Source organism: Pantoea sp. ARC270, from assembly GCF_003236725.1.
Classification (GTDB): domain Bacteria; phylum Pseudomonadota; class Gammaproteobacteria; order Enterobacterales; family Enterobacteriaceae; genus Pantoea; species Pantoea anthophila.
In genome coordinates this window covers 1-20353 of record NZ_PUGA01000014.1, presented here as the reverse complement: position 1 = coordinate 20353, position 20353 = coordinate 1, and the positions used below count along the sequence as shown (strand labels likewise).

17 protein-coding genes are annotated in these 20353 nt (G+C 58.4%); 8 read left to right on the top strand and 9 right to left on the bottom strand.

Going from position 1 to position 20353, the window contains the following annotated elements; translation table 11 throughout:
- Positions 1-37: 37 nt before the first annotated feature.
- The 6 genes from mnmG to ravA form a co-directional block, all read right to left on the bottom strand.
- On the bottom strand, positions 38-1927 hold the full coding sequence (gene mnmG, locus CKF42_RS08865; RefSeq protein ID WP_009088193.1) for a tRNA uridine-5-carboxymethylaminomethyl(34) synthesis enzyme MnmG: 1890 nt from the start codon (positions 1925-1927) through the stop codon (positions 38-40).
- A 433-nt stretch (positions 1928-2360) separates the two neighbouring features.
- A complete protein-coding gene (gene mioC, locus CKF42_RS08860; RefSeq protein ID WP_058957195.1) occupies positions 2361-2801 on the bottom strand; it encodes an FMN-binding protein MioC in 441 nt (146 codons plus the stop codon).
- Between the two features lie 155 nt (positions 2802-2956).
- Entirely contained in the window at positions 2957-3418 is a 462-nt protein-coding gene (gene asnC / locus CKF42_RS08855; protein WP_009088190.1) for a transcriptional regulator AsnC, read from the bottom strand.
- Positions 3419-3521: 103 nt separating this feature from the next.
- Positions 3522-5660, bottom strand: coding sequence for a 5-histidylcysteine sulfoxide synthase (gene ovoA, locus CKF42_RS08850; RefSeq protein ID WP_111208003.1), 2139 nt, complete (start codon positions 5658-5660; stop codon positions 3522-3524).
- A 217-nt stretch (positions 5661-5877) separates the two neighbouring features.
- Entirely contained in the window at positions 5878-7338 is a 1461-nt protein-coding gene (viaA, locus tag CKF42_RS08845) for an ATPase RavA stimulator ViaA (protein WP_111208002.1), read from the bottom strand.
- On the bottom strand, positions 7335-8831 hold the full coding sequence (gene ravA, locus CKF42_RS08840) for an ATPase RavA (RefSeq protein WP_009088185.1): 1497 nt from the start codon (positions 8829-8831) through the stop codon (positions 7335-7337). Before ravA ends, viaA begins: the two co-directional genes overlap by 4 nt.
- Before the next feature lie 290 nt (positions 8832-9121).
- On the opposite strand from ravA, the gene kup reads away from it, so the two are divergent.
- Positions 9122-10990 (top strand): low affinity potassium transporter Kup, encoded by a 1869-nt coding sequence (gene kup, locus CKF42_RS08835; protein WP_009088184.1) that lies wholly within the window; start codon positions 9122-9124, stop codon positions 10988-10990.
- Positions 10991-11005: 15 nt separating this feature from the next.
- On the opposite strand, the gene qseC is transcribed toward kup, so the two are convergent.
- Both qseC and qseB read right to left on the bottom strand, forming a co-directional pair.
- Positions 11006-12361 (bottom strand): quorum sensing histidine kinase QseC, encoded by a 1356-nt coding sequence (qseC, locus tag CKF42_RS08830; protein ID WP_111208001.1) that lies wholly within the window; start codon positions 12359-12361, stop codon positions 11006-11008.
- Positions 12349-13020 carry a quorum sensing response regulator transcription factor QseB gene (qseB, locus tag CKF42_RS08825; RefSeq protein ID WP_009088182.1) on the bottom strand — a complete coding sequence of 224 codons (672 nt, stop codon included), beginning with the start codon at positions 13018-13020 and terminating at the stop codon, positions 12349-12351. The genes qseC and qseB overlap by 13 nt, the downstream gene beginning before the upstream one ends.
- A 162-nt stretch (positions 13021-13182) precedes the next feature.
- On the opposite strand from qseB, the gene CKF42_RS08820 reads away from it, so the two are divergent.
- The 7 genes from CKF42_RS08820 (at position 13183) to rbsR (ending at position 19677) form a co-directional block, all read left to right on the top strand.
- Entirely contained in the window at positions 13183-13590 is a 408-nt protein-coding gene (locus CKF42_RS08820) for a YgiW/YdeI family stress tolerance OB fold protein (RefSeq protein WP_009088181.1), read from the top strand.
- A 293-nt stretch (positions 13591-13883) separates the two neighbouring features.
- Positions 13884-14303 (top strand): D-ribose pyranase, encoded by a 420-nt coding sequence (gene rbsD / locus CKF42_RS08815; RefSeq protein WP_058957197.1) that lies wholly within the window; start codon positions 13884-13886, stop codon positions 14301-14303.
- Between the two features lie 7 nt (positions 14304-14310).
- Positions 14311-15819 carry a ribose ABC transporter ATP-binding protein RbsA gene (rbsA, locus tag CKF42_RS08810; protein ID WP_111208000.1) on the top strand — a complete coding sequence of 503 codons (1509 nt, stop codon included), beginning with the start codon at positions 14311-14313 and terminating at the stop codon, positions 15817-15819.
- Positions 15816-16787, top strand: coding sequence for a ribose ABC transporter permease (rbsC, locus tag CKF42_RS08805; RefSeq protein WP_009088178.1), 972 nt, complete (start codon positions 15816-15818; stop codon positions 16785-16787). The genes rbsA and rbsC overlap by 4 nt, the downstream gene beginning before the upstream one ends.
- A gap of 25 nt (positions 16788-16812) precedes the next feature.
- Positions 16813-17688 carry a ribose ABC transporter substrate-binding protein RbsB gene (gene rbsB, locus CKF42_RS08800; RefSeq protein WP_009088177.1) on the top strand — a complete coding sequence of 292 codons (876 nt, stop codon included), beginning with the start codon at positions 16813-16815 and terminating at the stop codon, positions 17686-17688.
- A gap of 62 nt (positions 17689-17750) precedes the next feature.
- Positions 17751-18680 (top strand): ribokinase, encoded by a 930-nt coding sequence (gene rbsK, locus CKF42_RS08795; RefSeq protein WP_111207999.1) that lies wholly within the window; start codon positions 17751-17753, stop codon positions 18678-18680.
- A 4-nt stretch (positions 18681-18684) separates the two neighbouring features.
- Entirely contained in the window at positions 18685-19677 is a 993-nt protein-coding gene (gene rbsR, locus CKF42_RS08790) for a ribose operon transcriptional repressor RbsR (protein ID WP_009088175.1), read from the top strand.
- On the opposite strand, the gene CKF42_RS08785 is transcribed toward rbsR, so the two are convergent.
- The coding region (locus tag CKF42_RS08785) for an MFS transporter (protein ID WP_146239927.1) at positions 19674-20353 on the bottom strand (680 nt) is incomplete at its 5' end. The two genes, rbsR and CKF42_RS08785, sit on opposite strands and share 4 nt — an antisense overlap.

Genomic DNA, 20353 nt, shown 5'->3' with positions numbered 1-20353 from the left:
CATTCAGCGGGGGCGAGTCTCCTCGCCCCGTTTAAGATCAGGCGCTTTTGCGCAGCAGACCCTGTTTTTTCAGGTAAATAAGCAGAATCGAGATGGCCGCCGGGGTAATACCGGAAATGCGCGTCGCCTGCCCGATCGACGTCGGCTTGTGATCGTTCAGCTTGGCGATCACCTCATTGGAGAGTCCATTCACCTGGCGATAGTCGAGCTCAACCGGCAGCAGCGTGTTCTCATTACGCAACTGACGATCAATCTCTTCCTGCTGACGCGCGATGTAGCCTTCATACTTCACCTGAATCTCAACCTGCTCAGCGGCCTGCTCATCAGCCAGTGCCGGGCCGAAGGCCTCCAGCGCCATCAGCTTCAGATAGGTCATCTCTGGACGACGCAGCAGATCTTCACCACTCGCTTCTTTGGTCAGCGGCGCGCTGAGCACCGTATTGACGTCGGAAACGTGTTCGGATTTCGGATGAACCCAGATATCACGCAGACGCTGACGCTCCTGCTCAATCGCTTCCAGCTTCTGGTTGAAGCGCGCCCAGCGTGCATCATCGACCAGACCCAGTTCACGACCGGTTTCGGTCAGACGCAGATCGGCATTGTCTTCGCGCAGCATCAGACGGTATTCGGCACGGGAGGTAAACATGCGGTACGGCTCTTTGGTGCCGAGCGTACAGAGGTCATCAACCAGCACGCCCAGATAAGCCTGATCGCGACGCGGTGCCCAGCCCTCTTTGTCAGCAGACTGACGGGCGGCGTTCAGACCGGCCAGCATCCCCTGCGCAGCGGCTTCTTCATAACCGGTTGTGCCGTTGATCTGTCCGGCAAAGAAGAGGCCGTCGATAAACTTACTCTCCAGCGTCGGTTTGAGATCGCGCGGATCGAAGAAGTCATACTCGATGGCATAACCCGGACGCACGATCTTCGCATTCTCCATCCCCTTCATTGAGCGGACGATCTGCATCTGCACGTCAAACGGCAGGCTGGTAGAGATACCGTTCGGGTAGATCTCATTACTGGTCAGCCCTTCCGGCTCCAGGAAGATCTGATGCGAGTTACGATCGGCAAAGCGCATGACTTTGTCTTCGATCGACGGGCAGTAGCGCGGGCCGATCCCTTCGATGATCCCGGCGTACATCGGGCTGCGATCCAGGTTTTCGCGGATCACGTTGTGGGTTTTCTCATTGGTATGAGTGATCCAGCACGGCACCTGCTGCGGATGCTGAGCGGCACTGCCCATAAACGAGAAGACCGGCATCGGATTATCCCCATGCTGCGGGCTCAGCACTGAAAAATCGATGGTGCGAGCGTCAATGCGCGGCGGCGTGCCGGTTTTGAGGCGGTTTACCCGCAGCGGCAGCGCGCGAAGTCGTTTTGCCAGCGGAATGGACGGGGGATCACCTGCGCGACCGCCACTGTAGTTGTCCAGACCGATATGAATTTTGCCGTCCAGGAAGGTTCCGACGGTCAGTACCACGGTTTTCGCGCGGAACTTGAGTCCCATCTGAGTCACGGCACCCACCACACGATCGTTTTCAACGATGAGATCGTCGACCGCCTGCTGGAAGATCATCAGGTTAGGCTGGTTCTCCAGGGCAGTGCGCACCGCCTGGCGATAGAGCACGCGATCGGCCTGAGCACGGGTGGCCCGCACCGCCGGCCCTTTGCTGGCGTTTAGTATCCTAAACTGGATACCGGCCTGGTCGATCGCATGGGCCATCAGACCCCCCAGGGCATCCACTTCCTTCACCAAATGTCCTTTGCCAATGCCACCGATCGCCGGGTTGCAGGACATTTGTCCAAGCGTATCAATGTTATGGGTGAGTAACAGGGTTTGCTGACCCATTCGGGCTGCCGCCATTGCGGCTTCGGTGCCCGCATGACCACCACCAATTACGATGACGTCAAAAGGATCCTGATAAAACATGAAGTGGTACCTCGGTTGATGAACGTGCAGGATCGTCGTCCTGGGGCGTGGATTCTACTCAAATTCCGTCTGGGGTGAAAGCCGCGGGATCGTCCGGTTTTAAAAGAAAGGATCTTAGATCTGTATATGATCTTTCTGTTAGATCTCTTATTAGGATCCCGGCCTCCTGTGGATATGTGCCAGAAGCATTGCATAAACAACAGGATGGGCAGGATCACTAGCTGTGAGTGATCGGTGATCCTGATCCGTATAAGCTGGGATCAAAACCTTAGGTTATACACAGCTCAAAAAACATGCATCGGTTGTTCTTTGGATAACTACCGGTTATACGCAGTAAAAGAGGGTAGTTATCCACAAAATAAACGAGCGGAAAAGGATAAAATCAGCATCTTCCACTGGGGATCGTCACTATTTCGCGATCCCCGTCCACGATTCAGATCGCGTTTTTCCACGTTTCCAGCCAGGCCTCTGCCGGATCTTCGGGGATCTCATGCTCCAGCACGTCAATCTCCAGACGATCGCCTATCCGCTGCGCCCCCTGTGCGGTCAGCAGCGCATCAATCTGGCGGATCGCACCGCAAAAGAGATCGTACTCATGGTTGCCGAGTCCGACAGCGCCAAAGCGAACCTGAGAAAGATCGGGCTGGCTGTCGCGGATGGCTTCAGCGAGTGGCAGCAGATTGTCAGGAATATCGCCGGCACCATGCGTTGAGCAGACCACCAGCCAGATACCGGTCTGCGGCACCTCATCCAGCTCCGGGCCATGCAGCAGCTGCGTGGAGAAGCCTGCTTCCTGTAATTTTTCTTCCAGATGTTCAGCCACATACTCGGCGCTTCCCAGAGTACTGCCACTGATTAAGGTAATATCGGCCATCTTGCTCTCCCGGACAGTAAGGCGAGCATTGTACGCTGTGATCAAGCGGTGATCCACCTGTGGACAACAGGGTTAATGGATCGGGAAAGGCGAACGCAGCCGTTGTCAGCCGCCACATTCGTCAGGGATAAGATTATGCACAAGGGAAGGGACGATCAGGGCTTGATGGTGCGCATGATCGGGTTTTGCAGCGAGATCAGGGTTTCGGTTGACTGAATTTCATCAATGGTCTGGATCTTGTTGATCAGCACCTGCTGCAGGGCATCGATTGACCGGCACATCACCTTAATAAAGATGCTGTAGTGACCGGTGGTGTACCAGGCTTCAACCACCTCATCCAGCGCATCCAGTTTGCTCAGCGCCGCCGGATAGTCACGCGCGCTCTTCAGGATAATGCCGATAAAGCAGCAGACATCAAACCCCAGCTGGCGCGGATCAATATCCACCCGCGTGCCGAGGATAATACCCGCCTGCTTCATCTTCTCCACGCGCACATGAATGGTGCCGGGACTGACGTTAAACTGCTTTGCCAGCTCGGCGTAAGCGGTGCGCGCATTCTCCAGCAGGGCATTCAGAATGCCGCGATCCAGATTGTCGAGCTGCAGATGTTCGGCCATGGCCATCCTCGTTGTGGGTCTGCTTAAGTGAACAAGGGTGAATGTGCAGCAAAATAGTGGTTCAGGCAACTCCCGGCAGCGACGGGCGCCGCTGCCGGGTTGCTTAGCGTTTGCGCCAGACGGTGACCTGCGCCAGCGTATGCTGGAACTTGCGGGCCGTTTCGCGGATCACGAACGGCACATCCTGCGGTTCATCGATCAGCTCGAAGTCGGCGGCCAGCAGCCGTTGCAGCGCCTGCAGGGTCGTCAGGGCTTCTCCGTTTTCCCGCACGCCGCCCAGCCAGTTCTCTTTCGGCGTGAAATCTTCCAGCCAGGTGTAAGGCGATGAGAGCAGCAGAATGCCGCCCGGACGCAGCATCGGCGTCACATCCTGCAGGAAGCGCGCGGGCTGACGCAGACGATCGATCAGATTGGAGGCAAGCACCAGATCGTAACCGGCCGGTTGCGGCTTCAGATTGCAGGCGTCCCCCTGCACAAAGCGGATTCGCTGCGCCAGATCGCTCTCCAGATCGAAATCTTTCAGGCGAACCTGACGATACTCGACCAGATCGCCCTCCTGAGGCAGGAGATAGCGGAAATCTTCACCGCTGGTCAGCTGCAGCGCCACATCAATGAAACGCGCCGAGTAGTCCATGCCGGTGACGCGTTCAAAGTGGCGGGCCAGTTCGAAACTGGCGCGTCCGGTCGCGCAGCCGATATCCAGGGCGTCGCCCCGGGCGCGGGTGTAATTCAGCGCCAGCTTCACCAGGCTTTCGGCATAGTTTTCCACGCCGAAATAGCGCGGGCCATACTGGAAGTCGAGATACTGCGACACCATGGCGTCAGATTCATACGGATTCAGCGCCATGCTCTCCCTGTGCCCGGACACCACATAGCGGAAACCGGCATGCTGGAAGAAGTGGCGGCGAAACGCATAGCGTGCCGATTTCAGGGCTTCGTTGCCGGTGGATATCCAGCTGCCCCCTTTGATCAGCGAGTGCTTGCCATCGAACGTCGGCGTCGAGAAATCGTCGTAAAGCGGATGGACCCGGAAGCCTTCGAAGCCGTTAATTGGCGTAGTGGTCCACTGCCAGACGTTGCCGACGATATCGAAGAAGTCGCCCTGGGCGAACAGATCGACCGGTGACGAGGAGGCCCAGTAAGCCAGGTTAATGTTGCCCGGTGCCTGCTCCCAGTGCGGCTGGTCGCCGGCAACCTGTTCGCGCAGCTGAGTCCACTCCGCTTCGCAGGGAAGCTGAATCGCCAGCCCCGTCTGCTCTGCTTTCCAGCGGCAGAAGGCGGCGGCTTCCAGCTGATTGACCTCGGCAGGCCAGTCCCAGGGCATGGCCACCTCTTCACACATCAGACGCAGTTTCAGCTGATCGGGCATCGCAGGTGTGCCAACCCAGAAGGTGGGCATCTCTGCTTTGGCAAACTGACACCAGCCCCAGCCTTCATCATCCCACCAGCGACGATCCTGATATCCTCCCGCCTCGACGAAGGCCAGAAATTCTGCGTTGCTGACCAGCATTTTGCTCGCCTGGAACGGCTGCAGCGTAATCTGCTGGCGGCCATACTCATTATCCCAGCCGTAGGTGTCGTCAGTTTTACCCAGCGTGACCGTGCCGCCGGGCATCGGCAGCAGGGCGTTGGCCGGAACAGCCTGACGCTGGTGGCGCGCCAGCGGACAGATGGGCCATGCGGACTGCGGCTTAACCCACTCAATCGGAAGCTGGCGGATCAGCACGCTGGAGGTTTCCAGATGAATGCGCTCATGCTCGATGCCCATCAGGATCACCCAGGCCGGACTTTCCCAGTCGATCGGCAGAGTCAGCGGCATGGTCTGGATGAGATCGCTGACCAGGGCTTTCACACGTCCCCGGTATTCACGCACTTCATCGACGGTGGGCCAGTCGTAGTGACTGTCATTGAGATCGTCCCAGCTCATCTCATCCACCCCAATCGCCATCATCGCTTCGATGCGATCGTTCAGACGCGCGTCGATGAGACGTCCGGCCATCAGCTTATTAATGTAGAAGGTCGCCGTGTGACCGAAATAGAAAATCAGGGGGTGGCGCAGCGGAATGGCTTTAGTGAACCAGGCCTGCGGATCCGCCAGACAGGTAAACAGACTCTCATACTGCTCCCAGGTCTGATGGAAATAGGCCAGCAAATCGGCACGTTTTTGTTCGCTATTCTGGCCGGAGAGCAATAACGTCCGCGTAGGTGCAGGCAGATCGCGGTGGGGTTGAGCAAGCGTCACAGGAAGCTCCAGATTGCTGAGTAAGTGAAACGGTAATTCACTATAGCAAAGAAGCTTTTCTGCCAGATGACTTAGAGCCTGCCCGTCAGGCTATTTTATTTGCCACTCTGAACCTGGGCAGTGCTCACAATCCTCACGTACTCCGTGTACGCTCCGGTTGTTCCGCGCTGTCCGTGTCCAGACTGCCTGCAACAATTACGCCTGTCGGGACAGGCTCTTAACGGCGCCAGTGGCGCAGAAGGCGGCTTTTCATGCCGGTATCAAAACGCCAGATATGGTCGAAGATGCGCAGAATACCGGGTTTCCCGTGGGCCGACATGGCCACCGCGTGAAAACGTTGCTGATTGTGTCGCTGGCGCTGTTTTATCGCCCCGATCACCTCTTCCGGCAGACGCTGGGCGATGAAATCGGAGACGATGACCGCATCCGCTTCCTGCCACAGTGCGCCCTCCATCCGGTTCACCACCGAGGAGAGGCAGGCGGCCAGATCGGTGCCGCCACGAAAGCGCTGACTGAGAAAGCGAATCGCCTGTTCCAGCCCATCTTCCCCGGTCAGCTCGTAGCCGATGACTTCATGGGCAAACAGCATGATGTAGCAGCGACGCCGGTCGGCCAGCGCGACTTTCAGCAGCGCCAGACAAAACGCTTTTGCGCAGCGCTCGTTGAAGCCCCCCATGGAGCCGGAGGTATCTACGCAGACGATAAACGGCCCGCGGGGCTGCTCCTCATGCTGCTGATGGCTGGCTGGCCGCATCGTCACTTTTTCGTGCCAGGCCTCGCCCTGCAGACGGTAGGTCAGCAGCCGTTTCTCAACCAGGCGCCGGTAAAACTCCAGCTCCAGTTCGCTGATGCTCAGCGCGGCTAACTCCGGCGGCAGCAGACGCAGCACGTCATCGCTCTGATGAATGCCGCTCACCTCTTCCGGCACGGACGCGGGCTCCTGCACCAGATGGTGAAAGGCCTCCATCGGGGCATCCTGTGACGGCACCGATTTAGCCTCCCGACTGCGGCCCAGCTGCTGTGCCAGCTTCAGCAGCTCCGGTTGCTGCGCGAGAAAATCACCATATTGCAGCATCAGCTGATAGTCGCCGGGCTGCAGTGACGCTTTGCTCATGTCCCATAACCGGCCTGCCGCCGCTTCTTCATCGTCGCCCAGGATCGGGGCCAGCTGACCGCTCAGCGCCATGCGCTGCTGCAGCTCCGCCAGCAGGCGTTCGCGCTGCTGCTCCAGCAGCTGCTGATTCAGGGTCAGGGTCTGTAAGGTCAGACTCAGCCGCCAGCGCTGCAGAAAAAGCTGGTGCTGCGCGCTGCTGAGATGGTGGATATCGGTGTGCTGCAACAGCCGGTTCGCTTCATCCAGGAAGGGCGAAGGCAGGCTTTGCAGCGCCTGAAGCGTCGCATCCAGCTGGTGGATAAATTCACGATCGCTGAGGAGCTGAACCCGCTGAAAGAGCTGAAACTCCTCTGCCAGCGTGGCCGGAACCGGGGTGGCTTTGAGTTCCGCGTTGATCTCGGCCCGCCAGCGCGGCACATCGCGCAGCAGCGTTTTTTTCAGCCCGGGAAACTTTTCAAAAAACAGCGCAAGCTGTGGGGAGGCCAGCAGGGCGACGATCAGCTCTTCAATCAGTTCGGTCTCCCCCACCGAGAGCAGGGTGCTGAGCGTCTCCACGGAGATCATTTACGCGCCTGTTTCAGCTGCTCTGCCACATCCTGCAGGCTGGTTTCGACCCGCGCCAGCCAGTCGTCGCTGATAAACAGGCAGCGCTGATGCTGACTGAAGAGATGCCGCTGGGTGCGCAGTTCACTCTCCAGTGCATCCAGCGCCTCGGTAATCTCACCGGGCAGCGGCTCGCTGTTGCTGACGCCGGGCAGGGTCAGCCGCGACGACTGCAGGCTGACATCGCGGATCGCCAGGCAGTGCTGCGCATCCACCTGAAGATCCAGGCTCTGAGCAAAGCCGATGCCGTTGAGCTTGCCGCGCACCTCGCCCCCTTTCTGCAGCCACTGGTTCAGCGCATCACGCGCGATGACCAGGTGAGTAACCTGCATATCGTGCAGCATCAGCGGCTTTTGCAGCATCAGCGTCAGTTGCTCGTCGGTGAGGCTTTCGGGCATATCGTAGTGCGGCTTGCGGCTGAACATGCCGCTGTGCTTCTCCAGCGTGATGGCCTGCGCCACGCTCTGCTGTTGCTGCAGCGCCAGACGACGGGCTTTGATCTGATGCAGTTTCAGCAGCATCGGCTGCTGCTGCCAGGCGTGTTGTGTCATCAGCTGGTCGATTTCGCGTTCCAGCAGCTGCATGGACGCCACGTCGTGCCAGAGGCAATCTTTCAGCAGGATCAGGTCTATCGGCGCAATCGCGCTGCGTCCGCTGTAAAAGGCGCTGGCCTGTAACAGGTGAATGGCTTTTTTCCAGCGACGATCGGAAATGTAGGGGGCGGCAGGCTGGCTCTCCAGCTGCTGACGCAGCTGATAGATCAGCTCGAAAACGGCATCCGGCAGGCCCACCTGGCTGATGCTGAGCTGCCACTGCGCATACTCCTCATCACTGATGCGCAGAGATTCCGCCACCGGATTGGCGTGTTCATCCTGCTGGTGAGTCAGCATGCTGCGGAAGTTCTGCTTCTCATGCACGTTATCCAGCCACAGGCGGATCAGCATCCGGTCATAGAGCGCCTCAAGACCGCTGTCCGCTTCCGGGAGTTCATTGGAGGCGGTGACCAGCAGACGCATCGGGATGGTCTCTTCGCTGTCGCCATTGCGGAAGCGGCGTTCGTTGATGGCGGTCAGCAGGGTATTCAGAATCGCCGGGCCGGCTTTCCAGATCTCATCCAGAAACACAATCTCTGCGTCGGGCAGATACCCTTTAGTGAGGCGCTGATAGCGCCCTTCATCCTTCAGCGCCTGAATAGAGAGCGGGCCAAACACCTCTTCCGGCGTCGAGAAACGGGTCATCAGATATTCAAAGGCGCGGGCGTGCTGAAAGGCATATTTGAGGCGGCGTGCTATCAGGCTCTTGGCGATGCCGGGCGGGCCCAGCAGGAACACGCTTTCACCGCTCAGCGCCGCCAGCAGGCAAAGGCGAATGGCATGATGCCGCTCATACAATCCTTTTTCTAACGCATTGCTCAGGCGAGAAATTCTTTCTGCCAAAAGATGGGGTTGAGCCATAATCACTTCAATGTCCTTACGATCGACGGGCCGCCGCGCTTAAGCAAGCGCCTTACTCTATAGATCATCATGCGTGAAAGCGTTGATAGCTGTCAGCTTTTTTGTATCAGAAGGTTTGCCTGCTATCACGCGGTATCCACTGACATTTTACCGCCTGAAGCGCCCCCGTTATCCGGCGAGCAAGGCGAAGCGGGTATAGGAATTTTCACCAATACGTGCATACTGTGCGCTTTTTGATGGCCTGAGCGAGGGGTGTTTGCGCCTCTCAGACTCCAACAAAAGATAACTCTATGAGCTCAGATAATAAGCAGTCCCTTCCCGGATTAACGCTGGCCGCGATTGGTGTTGTTTACGGGGATATCGGCACCAGTCCGCTCTATACCCTGCGTGAATGTCTCTCCGGACAGTTTGGTTTCGGCGTTGAACGGGAAGCGGTGTTTGGCTTTCTGTCGCTGATTTTCTGGCTGCTGGTGCTGGTGGTCTCACTCAAATATATCAGTTATGTGATGCGCGCCGACAACGCCGGAGAGGGCGGTATTCTGACCCTGATGTCGCTGGCGGGCCGCCACACCGGTGCGCGCGCCACGGCGGTGCTGGTGATCATGGGACTGATTGGCGGCAGCTTCTTCTACGGGGAGGTGGTGATCACACCGGCCATTTCGGTGATGTCCGCGATTGAGGGCCTGGAGATTGCCGCGCCGTCACTGGATCCTTTTATTGTGCCGATGTCGATTGCGGTGCTGACGCTGCTGTTTGTGATTCAGAAACATGGCACCGGTATGGTGGGCAAACTGTTCGCGCCCGTGATGCTGATCTGGTTCCTGGTGCTGGCGGTCCTGGGAGCCTGCGGCATCATGAAAAACCCGGAAGTGCTGCACGCACTCAATCCCGCCTATGCCATTGAGTTCTTCCTGCACTACAAGTCGGTCTCGTTCTTCGCGCTGGGCGCCGTCGTGCTGGCGATTACCGGCGTGGAGGCACTCTATGCGGATATGGGCCACTTCGGCAAAGTGCCGATCCGGCTGGCCTGGTTCTCGGTGGTGCTGCCGTCGCTGGTGCTGAACTACTTTGGTCAGGGCGCGCTGCTGCTCAGCGATCCGAAAGCGATTAAAAACCCCTTCTTTCTGCTGGCCCCGGACTGGGCGCTGATCCCGATGCTGATTCTGGCGACGCTGGCCACCGTTATCGCCTCACAGGCGGTTATCTCTGGCGTCTTCTCGCTGACGCGTCAGGCGGTGCGACTGGGCTATCTGCCTGGGATGCGTATCATCCACACCTCTGAGCGCGAGTCGGGTCAGATCTATATTCCGGCCATCAACTGGGTGCTCTATTTCGCCGTGCTGATTGTGATTATCAGCTTTGAGCATTCGAGTAACCTGGCGGCGGCCTACGGTATCGCCGTAACCGGCACCATGGTGCTGACCTCGATCCTCGTCTGCACCGTGGCCATTAAAAACTGGCACTGGCAAAAGCTGGCCGTCGGCCTCATCCTGGTGCTGCTGCTGTTTATCGACGTGCCGCTGTTTACCGCCAACCTGGTGAAAATCTTCTCCGGTGGCTGGCTGCCGCTCTGCCTCGGTCTGGTGATGTTTATCATTATGACGACGTGGAAAAGCGAGCGTTTCCGCCTGCTGCGTCGCATGCATGAGCACGGTAATTCCCTGGAGGCGATGATCGCCTCGCTGGAGAAGTCGCCGCCGGTTCGCGTGCCGGGCACCGCGGTCTATATGTCGCGTGCGCTGAATGTGATTCCGTTCGCCATGCTGCATAACCTCAAGCACAACAAGGTATTGCATGAGCGCGTGGTGCTGCTGACGCTGAGAACGGAAGATGCGCCCTACGTTCACAACGTGCGGCGTGTGACGATTGAGCAGCTCTCACCGACCTTCTGGCGGGTGGTCGCCAGTTACGGCTGGCGTGAAACGCCTAACGTTGAGGAGATTTTCCATCGCTGCGGGCTGGAAGGGCTGAACTGCCGCATGATGGAGACGTCGTTCTTCATGTCGCACGAGTCGCTGATCATCGGCAAACGCCCCTGGTATCTGCGCCTGCGCGGCAAACTCTTCCTGGCGCTGCAGCGCAACGCACTGCGCGCACCAGACCAGTTCGAGATCCCGCCAAACCGGGTTATCGAGCTGGGCACCCAGGTCGAGATTTGACGGGTCGCGCCCGCCTTATGGGGTGGGCGCGGACCAGCGCAGCGTGACGCACAGGCCGCTGCCGGGACGCTGGCTGAAGCTCACCTGCATCCCGTGCAGCTGGGCAATATTACGCACAATCGAGAGTCCCAGTCCGCTGCCACTCTTCTCCTGACCGGGCGGTCGCCAGAAACGTTCACCAAGACGCTGGCGGTCGGCTTCACTCAATCCCTCGCCGTTATCCTCCACCGCCAGGCTGTTCGCCTGTAACCGCACATCAACTTCACTGCCTGCTGGCGTATAACGAATGGCGTTATCCAGCAGATTACGCACCAGCAGTGACAGCAGCAGCGCATGCCCCTGAATCTGCGGATCGGCGTCGGCATGCAGCCGCAGCGTCACGCCCGCTTTATCCGCCAGCGGCAGCTGGGCGGCCAGCGTCTCCTGAACCGTGCGCTTCAGCGCCACCGGCCCGAAGGCACTGCGCGCATCGTCGGCTTCCACCCGCGAGAGCGTCAGCAGCTGATCCACCAGCCGCGTGGCGCGCAGGATCCCCGCATCCAGCTGCTGCAGCGCATGGGTGCGCATCACCTCATCATCCGCCGTCAGCTGAATGACCTCGCTTTGCACCTGCAGTGCAGCCAGCGGACTGCGCAGCTCGTGCGCCGCATCGGCGGTAAAGCGCCGTTCGCGCTGCATCATGGCGCTGATGCGGCGGAAGAGGCCATTCAGCGCCACCATCAGCGGCTGGACCTCTTTCGGCACCCGCCCGGCCTGCAGCGGCGTATCATCATCGGGCGCGCGCTGCGCCAGCTGCTTCGCCAGCCTCTTCAGCGGGCGCAGTTCAGACCAGACCAGCCCCATCAGCAGCAGCAACATAAACGGCAGCGCGATCAACCAGGGCAGCACGCTCGCTTTCATCACGTCCTGCGTCATGTCATCCCGGTATTCCAGCTCCTGGCCGACCACCACACGAAACTGCTTGTCGGGAGTGGTGAGCCAGACAAACCGCCAGCGATCATCATCATTCGTGAGCTGACCTTCATGGAATCCCTGAGACGCTGCGTCGAACGGCAGATAGCGGCCATTATCCCCATCGTTCATCACCTGCCTGCCGTCATGCGTGAAGACGGCAAATGCCAGGGCGTCGTCATCCTGTTCGCCGCGATGGTGGTGCAGGATCGCTTTGGTTTTTGGCAGCGTGGTGTTCTCCAGCGTCGAAAAATCCAGTGTCAGCAGACGCTTTGCCAGCAGCATCTGCTGGGTATCGAAGAGTTCATCCAGGGTTTCACGCGTCTGATGCCAGGCACTGAGGCTGGCACTGACCCAGCAGAGAGCGACCAGCAGCACAAAACCGATGCCAAGCCGCAGAAACAGGCTCATTGATCGCATTCGGCGGCTCCCAGGGTATAGCCGACGCCGTGCAGCGTGCGGATGAACTGACTGCCCAGTTTTTTACGCAGATGATGGATATGCACCTCCACCGCATTGCTGGAGACATCGGCATCCCAGCTGTAGAGCTTCTCCTCCAGCTGGCTGCGCGTCAGTACCCGGCCGGGGTTTCGCATAAACAGCTCCAGCAGCGCCAGCTCCCGGCTTTTCAGCGCAATGGTTTCCCCCTCACGCATCACGCTGTGACCGCCGGGGATCAGCACCACATTGCCGTGACGAAGTTCAGGCTGAAGCTGACCGTGCCGGCGGCGAATCAACGCCTGCAGGCGCGCGGCCACCTCGGTCAGGGCAAAAGGTTTACACAGATAGTCATCGGCGCCCTGCTGCAGCCCTTCGACCCGCTGATCGAGCGCATCGCGCGCGGTCAGGATTAACACCGGAACATCTTTGCCCTGCTGCCGCCACTGTCGCAGAATATCGAGCCCGTCGCGTTCGGGCAGAGAGAGATCCAGAATCACCGCATCCCAGGGGGCCGCGTCCAGCGCGTTAAAGCCCGCCTCACCGGAGGTAAACCAGTCAACGCTGAAGCCCAGCCTGCTCAGCCCTGCCTTAATACCGTCACCAATTAAGCGATCGTCTTCAATCAGTAAAATACGCATGATGTCTCCCTGTTCCGATAGCGTTTTATACGAAGCCCCCTCCTGCTTGTACAGCGGATTCCGGCAAATATCGTCTATTTTTAATGCTTAAGAAGCTGTTAAGAACTCTGTGGTCAACTGAGCCTGTTCCACCCGGACCGACCACTAAAAAAGGGGTACACCATGAAAAAGCACGCTGCTATTCTGACCGTCGTTATGCTGGCTTCCGCGCCGGTTTTTGCTGCACAGCAGGGCGGATTTGTTGATCCCAGTGCGCCCGCCGCACAGACGAAGGCTGCCGCTGGCCAGGGCGGTTTTCGTGCCGACCAGACCAGTGTGGTGACGGTGAAGCAGGCAGAAGAGATGAAAGATGACAGCTGGATCACCGTGCGCGGCAAGCTGGAGAAACAGATCGGCGATGAAGATTATCTGTTTCGCGACCAGACCGGCACGATGAAAGTTGAAATCGACCACAAGCACTGGAACGGCCAGACCATCTCACCGAAAGACAATGTTGAGCTGACGGGTGAGCTGGATAAAGATTTCAACAGCATTGAGATGGACGTCAAACAGGTTAAGAAACTGCCTTAATCTTTTTTTCAGGCCCGCGCCTCTCCCGGCGCGGGACGCTTTCCTCCTCTGTCCATCTCCTCTCTGTCTGGTGCTGAACCCTTGCTGCCCGTTTTTTCCGGCGTTAAGTTTGCCAGCCGCCTGAGACTGCCTTCACGATCCTTTTTTCATCCCCTCTCCTGCCCTAATTCAAATTCTCGCCCGCGTAAGCGAAACGTTTCGATAGCGATCACAGATTTCTTCTTTGCCGGTTGAGTTGATGGCGGCATTTCATACACTCCTGTCAGCGAAACGTTTCGCTGTGGAGTGAAAAGATGAAAAAAGGTCGCCTGTTAAACGCTGAACTCTCTCATGTGATTGCCCGCCTGGGACACACGGATACGCTGACGATTGCGGATGCTGGCCTGCCGATTCCGGCCGGTCCGCAGCGTATTGATCTGGCGCTCACGCCGGGTACGCCCGATTTTATGCAGGTGGTGAATGCGGTTGCCCTGGAGATGCAGGTAGAAAGCGCCCTGATGGCGGAGGAGATTCAGCAGCACAATCCGCCTCTTCACCGTGCGCTGATTGCCGCACTCGAAGCCCTGCAGCAGCAGCAGGGGAACGTCATCACCATCCGCTACCTTTCGCATGAACAGTTCAAACAACACACGCAGCGTAGCCAGGCGGTCATTCGCAGCGGGGAGTGCTCTCCGTTTGCCAATGTCATCCTCAGCGCCGGTGTGACCTTCTGAGGCCGCTATGCAACCTTTACTGCAACTCGACGGCATTGAAAAATCCTTTCCAGGGGTGAAAGCCCTTAAGGGTGCTTCGCTGAATGTCCGCGCAGGTCGCGTGATGGCGCTGGTCGGAGAGAACGGCGCAGGCAAGTCCACCATGATGAAAGTCCTGACCGGGATCTACCAGTATGATGCCGGTACGCTGCGCTGGCTCGGCAAAGAGACCCGCTTCAGTGGGCCGAAAGCGTCGCAGGAAGCGGGCATTGGCATCATCCATCAGGAACTGAACCTGATCCCGCAGTTAACCGTGGCGGAGAACATTTTTCTTGGTCGCGAATATGTCAGCCGGTTTGGCCGCATTCAGTGGCAACGCATGTATGCCGAAGCCGACGCGCTGCTCAAACGCCTCAATCTGCGCTTCAGCAGCCACAAGCTGGTGGGCGAGCTGTCGATTGGCGATCAGCAAATGGTCGAAATCGCCAAAGTGCTGAGCTTTGAATCGCAGGTGATCATCATGGATGAGCCGACCGACGCGCTGACCGACACCGAAACGCTGTCGCTGTTCCGGGTGATCAATGAGCTGAAAGCGCAGGGCTGCGGCATCGTCTACATCTCGCATCGCATGAAAGAGATCTTTGAGATCTGCGATGACGTCACGGTGTTCCGTGACGGGCAGTTTATTGCGGAGCGTCCGGTCAGCGCGCTGACCGAAGAGAGCCTGATCGAGATGATGGTCGGGCGCAAACTGGAAGATCAATATCCCCGTCTGGATCAGGCGCCCGGCGACGTGCGCCTGAAAGTGGAAAACGTCAGCGGACCGGGCGTGGATAAGGTCAGCTTCAGCCTGCGCAAAGGCGAAATTCTGGGTATCTCCGGCCTGATGGGCGCGGGCCGTACCGAACTGATGAAGGTGCTTTACGGCGCGCTGCCGCGCCACGAAGGCAAACTGTGGCTCAGCGGCCGCGAAGTGGTAACGCGTTCGCCACAGGATGGGCTGGCTAACGGCATCGTCTATATCTCCGAGGATCGTAAGCGCGACGGCCTGGTGCTGGGCATGTCGGTAAAAGAGAACATGTCGCTGACGGCGTTGCGTTATTTCAGTCGCGGCAGCGGGTCACTGAAGCACGCGGCAGAGCAGCTGGCGGTCGGCGATTTTATCCGGCTGTTCAATGTGAAAACGCCCTCAATGGAGCAGCCGATTGGCCTGCTTTCCGGGGGTAATCAGCAGAAAGTGGCGATTGCCCGCGGACTGATGACCCGGCCCAACGTACTGATTCTGGACGAACCGACCCGCGGTGTGGATGTCGGCGCGAAGAAAGAGATCTATCAACTGATTAACCAGTTCAAGGCCGAAGGGCTGAGCATCATCCTCGTTTCCTCGGAAATGCCGGAAGTGCTGGGCATGAGCGACCGGATTCTGGTGATGCATGAAGGCCGTATCAGCGGCGAATTTACCCGGGAAGACGCCACTCAGGAACATCTGATGGCCGCCGCCGTAGGCAAGCAACACAGCGAGGATTTAGTGGTATGACAACCCAAACGTTACCTGCCAGCCGCCGCTGGTTTAGCAAAAGCTGGTTACTGGAGCAGAAGTCGCTGATTGCGCTGATGGTGCTAATCGCCGTGGTCGCCAGTCAGAGTCCGAACTTCTTTACCGTCGCGAACCTGTTCAACATCCTGCAGCAGACCTCGGTGAATGCCATTATGGCGGTCGGGATGACGCTGGTGATCCTGACTTCCGGTATCGACCTCTCTGTGGGATCGCTGCTGGCACTGACCGGTGCGGTAGGCGCGTCGCTGGTGGGTATGGAGGTCAATGCCCTGGTGGCGGTGGCGGCTTCGCTGGCGCTGGGGGCGGCAATCGGTGCCCTGACCGGCACCATCGTGGCGCGCGGCAGGGTACAGGCGTTTATTGCCACGCTGGTCATGATGCTGCTGTTACGCGGCGTTACCATGGTCTATACCGACGGCAGCCCGATTAACACCGGATTCAGCGCCAATGCCGATTTGCTGGGCTGGTTTGGTATTGGTCGCCCGCTGGGTGTGCCTGCACCGGTCTGGCTGATGGCGCTGGTCTTTATCGCCGCCTGGTACATGCTGCAGCATACCCGCCTGGGCCGTTATATCTATGCGCTGGGCGGTAACGAAGCGGCTACCCGTCTCTCCGGCATCAATGTGAATCGCGTCAAAATCATCGTCTATTCACTGAGTGGCATGCTGGCGGCGCTGGCGGGCACGATTGAAGTGGCCCGTCTCTCTTCGGCACAGCCTACTGCGGGCACCGGCTATGAGCTGGATGCGATTGCCGCGGTGGTGCTGGGTGGCACCAGTCTGGCGGGCGGTAAAGGGCGTATTTTCGGCACGCTGATCGGTGCGCTGATCCTCGGCTTCCTGAACAACGGCCTGAACCTGATGGGCGTCTCTTCTTACTACCAGATGATCGTTAAAGCGGTAGTCATCCTGCTGGCGGTGCTGGTGGATAATAAAAGCAGTAAATAACTCTGACCTTACACAGGATAATAAGATGAAAAAGTTAACCGCACTGGCCATCATCCTTGGCGCAACCCTCAGTACCAGCGCCATGGCAAAAGAGACCATCGCTCTGGTGGTTTCGACCCTGAATAACCCCTTCTTCGTTTCGCTGAAAGAGGGTGCGCAGAAAGAAGCCGATAAGCTGGGCTACAACCTGGTGGTGCTGGATTCACAAAACAATCCGGCGAAAGAGCTGGCAAACGTGCAGGATCTGACGGTGCGCGGCACTAAACTGCTGCTGATCAACCCTACCGACTCGGATGCTGTAGGCAATGCCGTGAAGATGGCTAATCAGGCGAACATCCCGGTCATCACACTGGATCGCGTCGCGTCACAGGGCAAAGTTGTCAGCCATGTCGCCTCCGATAACCGGTTCGGCGGTAAAATGGCCGGTGACTTCATCGCCAAAAAAGTCGGTGAAAACGCGAAAATTATTGAGCTGCAGGGCATTGCCGGGACCTCCGCGGCCCGTGAACGTGGCGAAGGTTTCAAACAGGCTGCCGATGCGCATAAGTTCCAGATCCTCGCCAGCCAGCCCGCTGACTTTGACCGCACCAAAGGGCTGAACGTTATGCAGAACCTGCTGCAGGCCCACCCGGATGTGCAGGCCGTCTTCGCGCAGAACGATGAAATGGCTCTGGGTGCTCTGCGCGCGCTGCAGACCGCCGGTAAAACCGGTGTGATCGTGGTCGGTTTTGACGGCACGGCGGATGGCGTGAAAGCGGTAGAAAGTGGCAAACTGTCTGCGACCGTGGCACAGATGCCGGACAAAATTGGCATGATCGGCGTGGATACCGCTGATAAAGTGCTGAAGGGTGAAAAAGTGCAGGCGATCAATCCGGTCGACCTGAAGCTGGTCACTCAATAACTCAAAGAAAAGCAGGGCACCGCGCCACCCTTCCGGTGGCGCACTTATTCCGGACTCCCCTAATGAGCAAAAACGCAAAACTGGCCGTTCTTGGCAGCATTAACGCTGACCACATCCTTAATCTGGCGCACTTTCCTCGTCCCGGTGAAACGGTGATCGGGCAGAATTATCAGATTGCGTTTGGCGGTAAAGGTGCGAATCAGGCGGTTGCCGCCGGTCGCGCAGGCGCCGATATCGCCTTTATCGCCTGTGTGGGCGCTGACGACATGGGTGAACGGATTCGTCAGCAGCTGGCGCAGGACAATATTGATACCACCCCGGTTGAAGTAGTTTCGGGTGAGTCCACCGGCGTGGCGATGATTTTCGTTAACGGTGACGGCGAAAACAGTATCGGTATCTACGCCGGTGCCAACGCGGCGTTAACGCCTGCCTGTGTGGCGCGTCATCAGCCGGTCATTGCTGCAGCCGATGCGCTTCTTATGCAGCTGGAGTCACCGCTGGAGAGCGTCCTGGCCGCGGCCACGTTTGCCCGACAGCATCAGACCCAGGTGATTCTCAATCCGGCCCCGGCCACCCCGCTCTCTGACGACCTGCTGGCGCTGGTCGACATTATTACGCCGAATGAGACCGAAGCGGAGAGCCTGACCGGCATCGCCGTCAACAGCGATGAAGATGCTGCCCGCGCCGCGGCAGTGTTACATGCAAAGGGCATCGGCACGGTGTTGATTACGCTGGGGCGCCGCGGCGTCTGGCTGAGCGAACAGGGTGAGGGCCAGCGCATTGCAGGCTTCAGCGTGAAGGCGATCGATACTATCGCGGCGGGCGATACCTTTAATGGTGCGTTTATTACCGCGCGACTGGAGCAGAAGCCGATCGGTGAGGCCGTACGATTTGCCCACGCCGCCGCCGCGATTGCCGTGACCCGCTCGGGTGCACAGCCCTCCGTGCCGTGGCGCGCGGAGATCGATGAATTTTTGCAGCAGCAGGGCTAAGCGCTTGAGTACCATGAAAGATGTCGCTCGCCTGGCGGGCGTCTCTACCTCCACCGTCTCGCACGTCATCAACAACAATCGCTTTGTCAGTGAAGGCGTGCGGGAAAAAGTCGAGCAGGCGATACGTCATCTGAATTACGCCCCCTCGGCACTGGCGCGCAGTCTGAAGATCAACCAGACCCACACGATAGGCATGCTGCTGACCACCAGTAGTAACCCGTTCTATGCGGAGGTGGTGCGGGGCGTCGAAGAGAGCTGCTATCAGCGTGGCTACAGCCTGATCCTCTGTAACACCGCCGGGGATGAGGAGCGGATGAACCGTAGCCTTGAGACGCTGATGCAAAAGCGCGTCGACGGCTTACTGATTATGTGCACCGAAAGTCACCTCCCTTCCGCAGACATTCTGAATCGCTATCCCTCTATCCCGGCCGTCATGATGGACTGGGCGCCATTTGAAGGGCGTGGTGACATTATTCAGGATAACGCGCTGCTGGGAGGCGAACTGGCAACTCAGCATCTTATCGACAGCGGCTATACCCGCATCGCCTGTATCGCCGGCCCGCAGGATAAAACTCCAGCCCGCATGCGTCTGCAGGGGTATCGCAACGCCATGACAAAAAGCGGCCTTGAGATTCTGCCGGGCTACGTGGTGAGCGGTGACTTTGAATTTCAGGGCGGTTACAACGGGATGGTAGAGCTGCTGGCACTGGACACGCCACCGGATGCGGTGTTCACCAGCAACGACGCCATGGCGGTCGGCGTTTACCATGCGCTCTATCAGGCCGGACTGCAGGTTCCACAGCAGATGGCGGTCATGGGCTATGACGATATCGAACTGGCGCGCTATCTTTCTCCGCCACTGAGTACCGTTCATCAGCCAAAAGATGCCCTGGGCGAACTGGCGATAGACACCTTAATCCACCGTCTCAGCGATCCCGACGCCAGCCAGCAGACGCTGGTGCTGACGCCGGAACTCGTGGTGCGTGGGTCGGCTTAAGACTTTTTCTTCCTGTCGCGATTGGTGATCAGGTTACGTCCATCCCCGTTTTTCAGCAGCATAAAGGTCAGCCCGGAGAAGACGGTTATCACGCCCATGGTCAGAAATGTGGCGTGAAACTGTGAAATGGTGCTGGTTTCAAACTCCTGATAGAAGCGCAGTACCGCGGCGCTGACGGCCACACCAAAACTGATCGCTAACTGCTGCGTCACGGCCAGCACGCTGTTGCCGCCGCTGGCGTTGTCATCATCCAGATCGGCCAGCGTGATCGTATTCATGGCAGTGAACTGTGTCGACATGGCCATGCCGAGAATAAACAGCGGCAGTAACAGCACAATAATGCTCTCAGCAGGCGACTGCAGGGAGAAGCTGGCGATCAGAATGCCAATGATGGCGGTAATGCCGACCAGCAGGCGGCGGTATCCCAGCCAGCGCAGCAGCTGGGTCACCGTGGATTTCGCCAGGATAGAGCCTATCGCGGTGGGAGCCATCATGCAGCCTGCGATAATCGCTGAATAGCCAAAACCGACCTGCAACATCAGTGGCATTAAAAAGGGCACGCAGCCCGTGCCGAGACGTGACGCGATGTTGCCACCGATGCCGACTGAGAAGGTGCGGGTTTTAAACATCGGCAGGCTGATCAGCGGTGAAGGGTGACGCCGGGCATGCACTATAT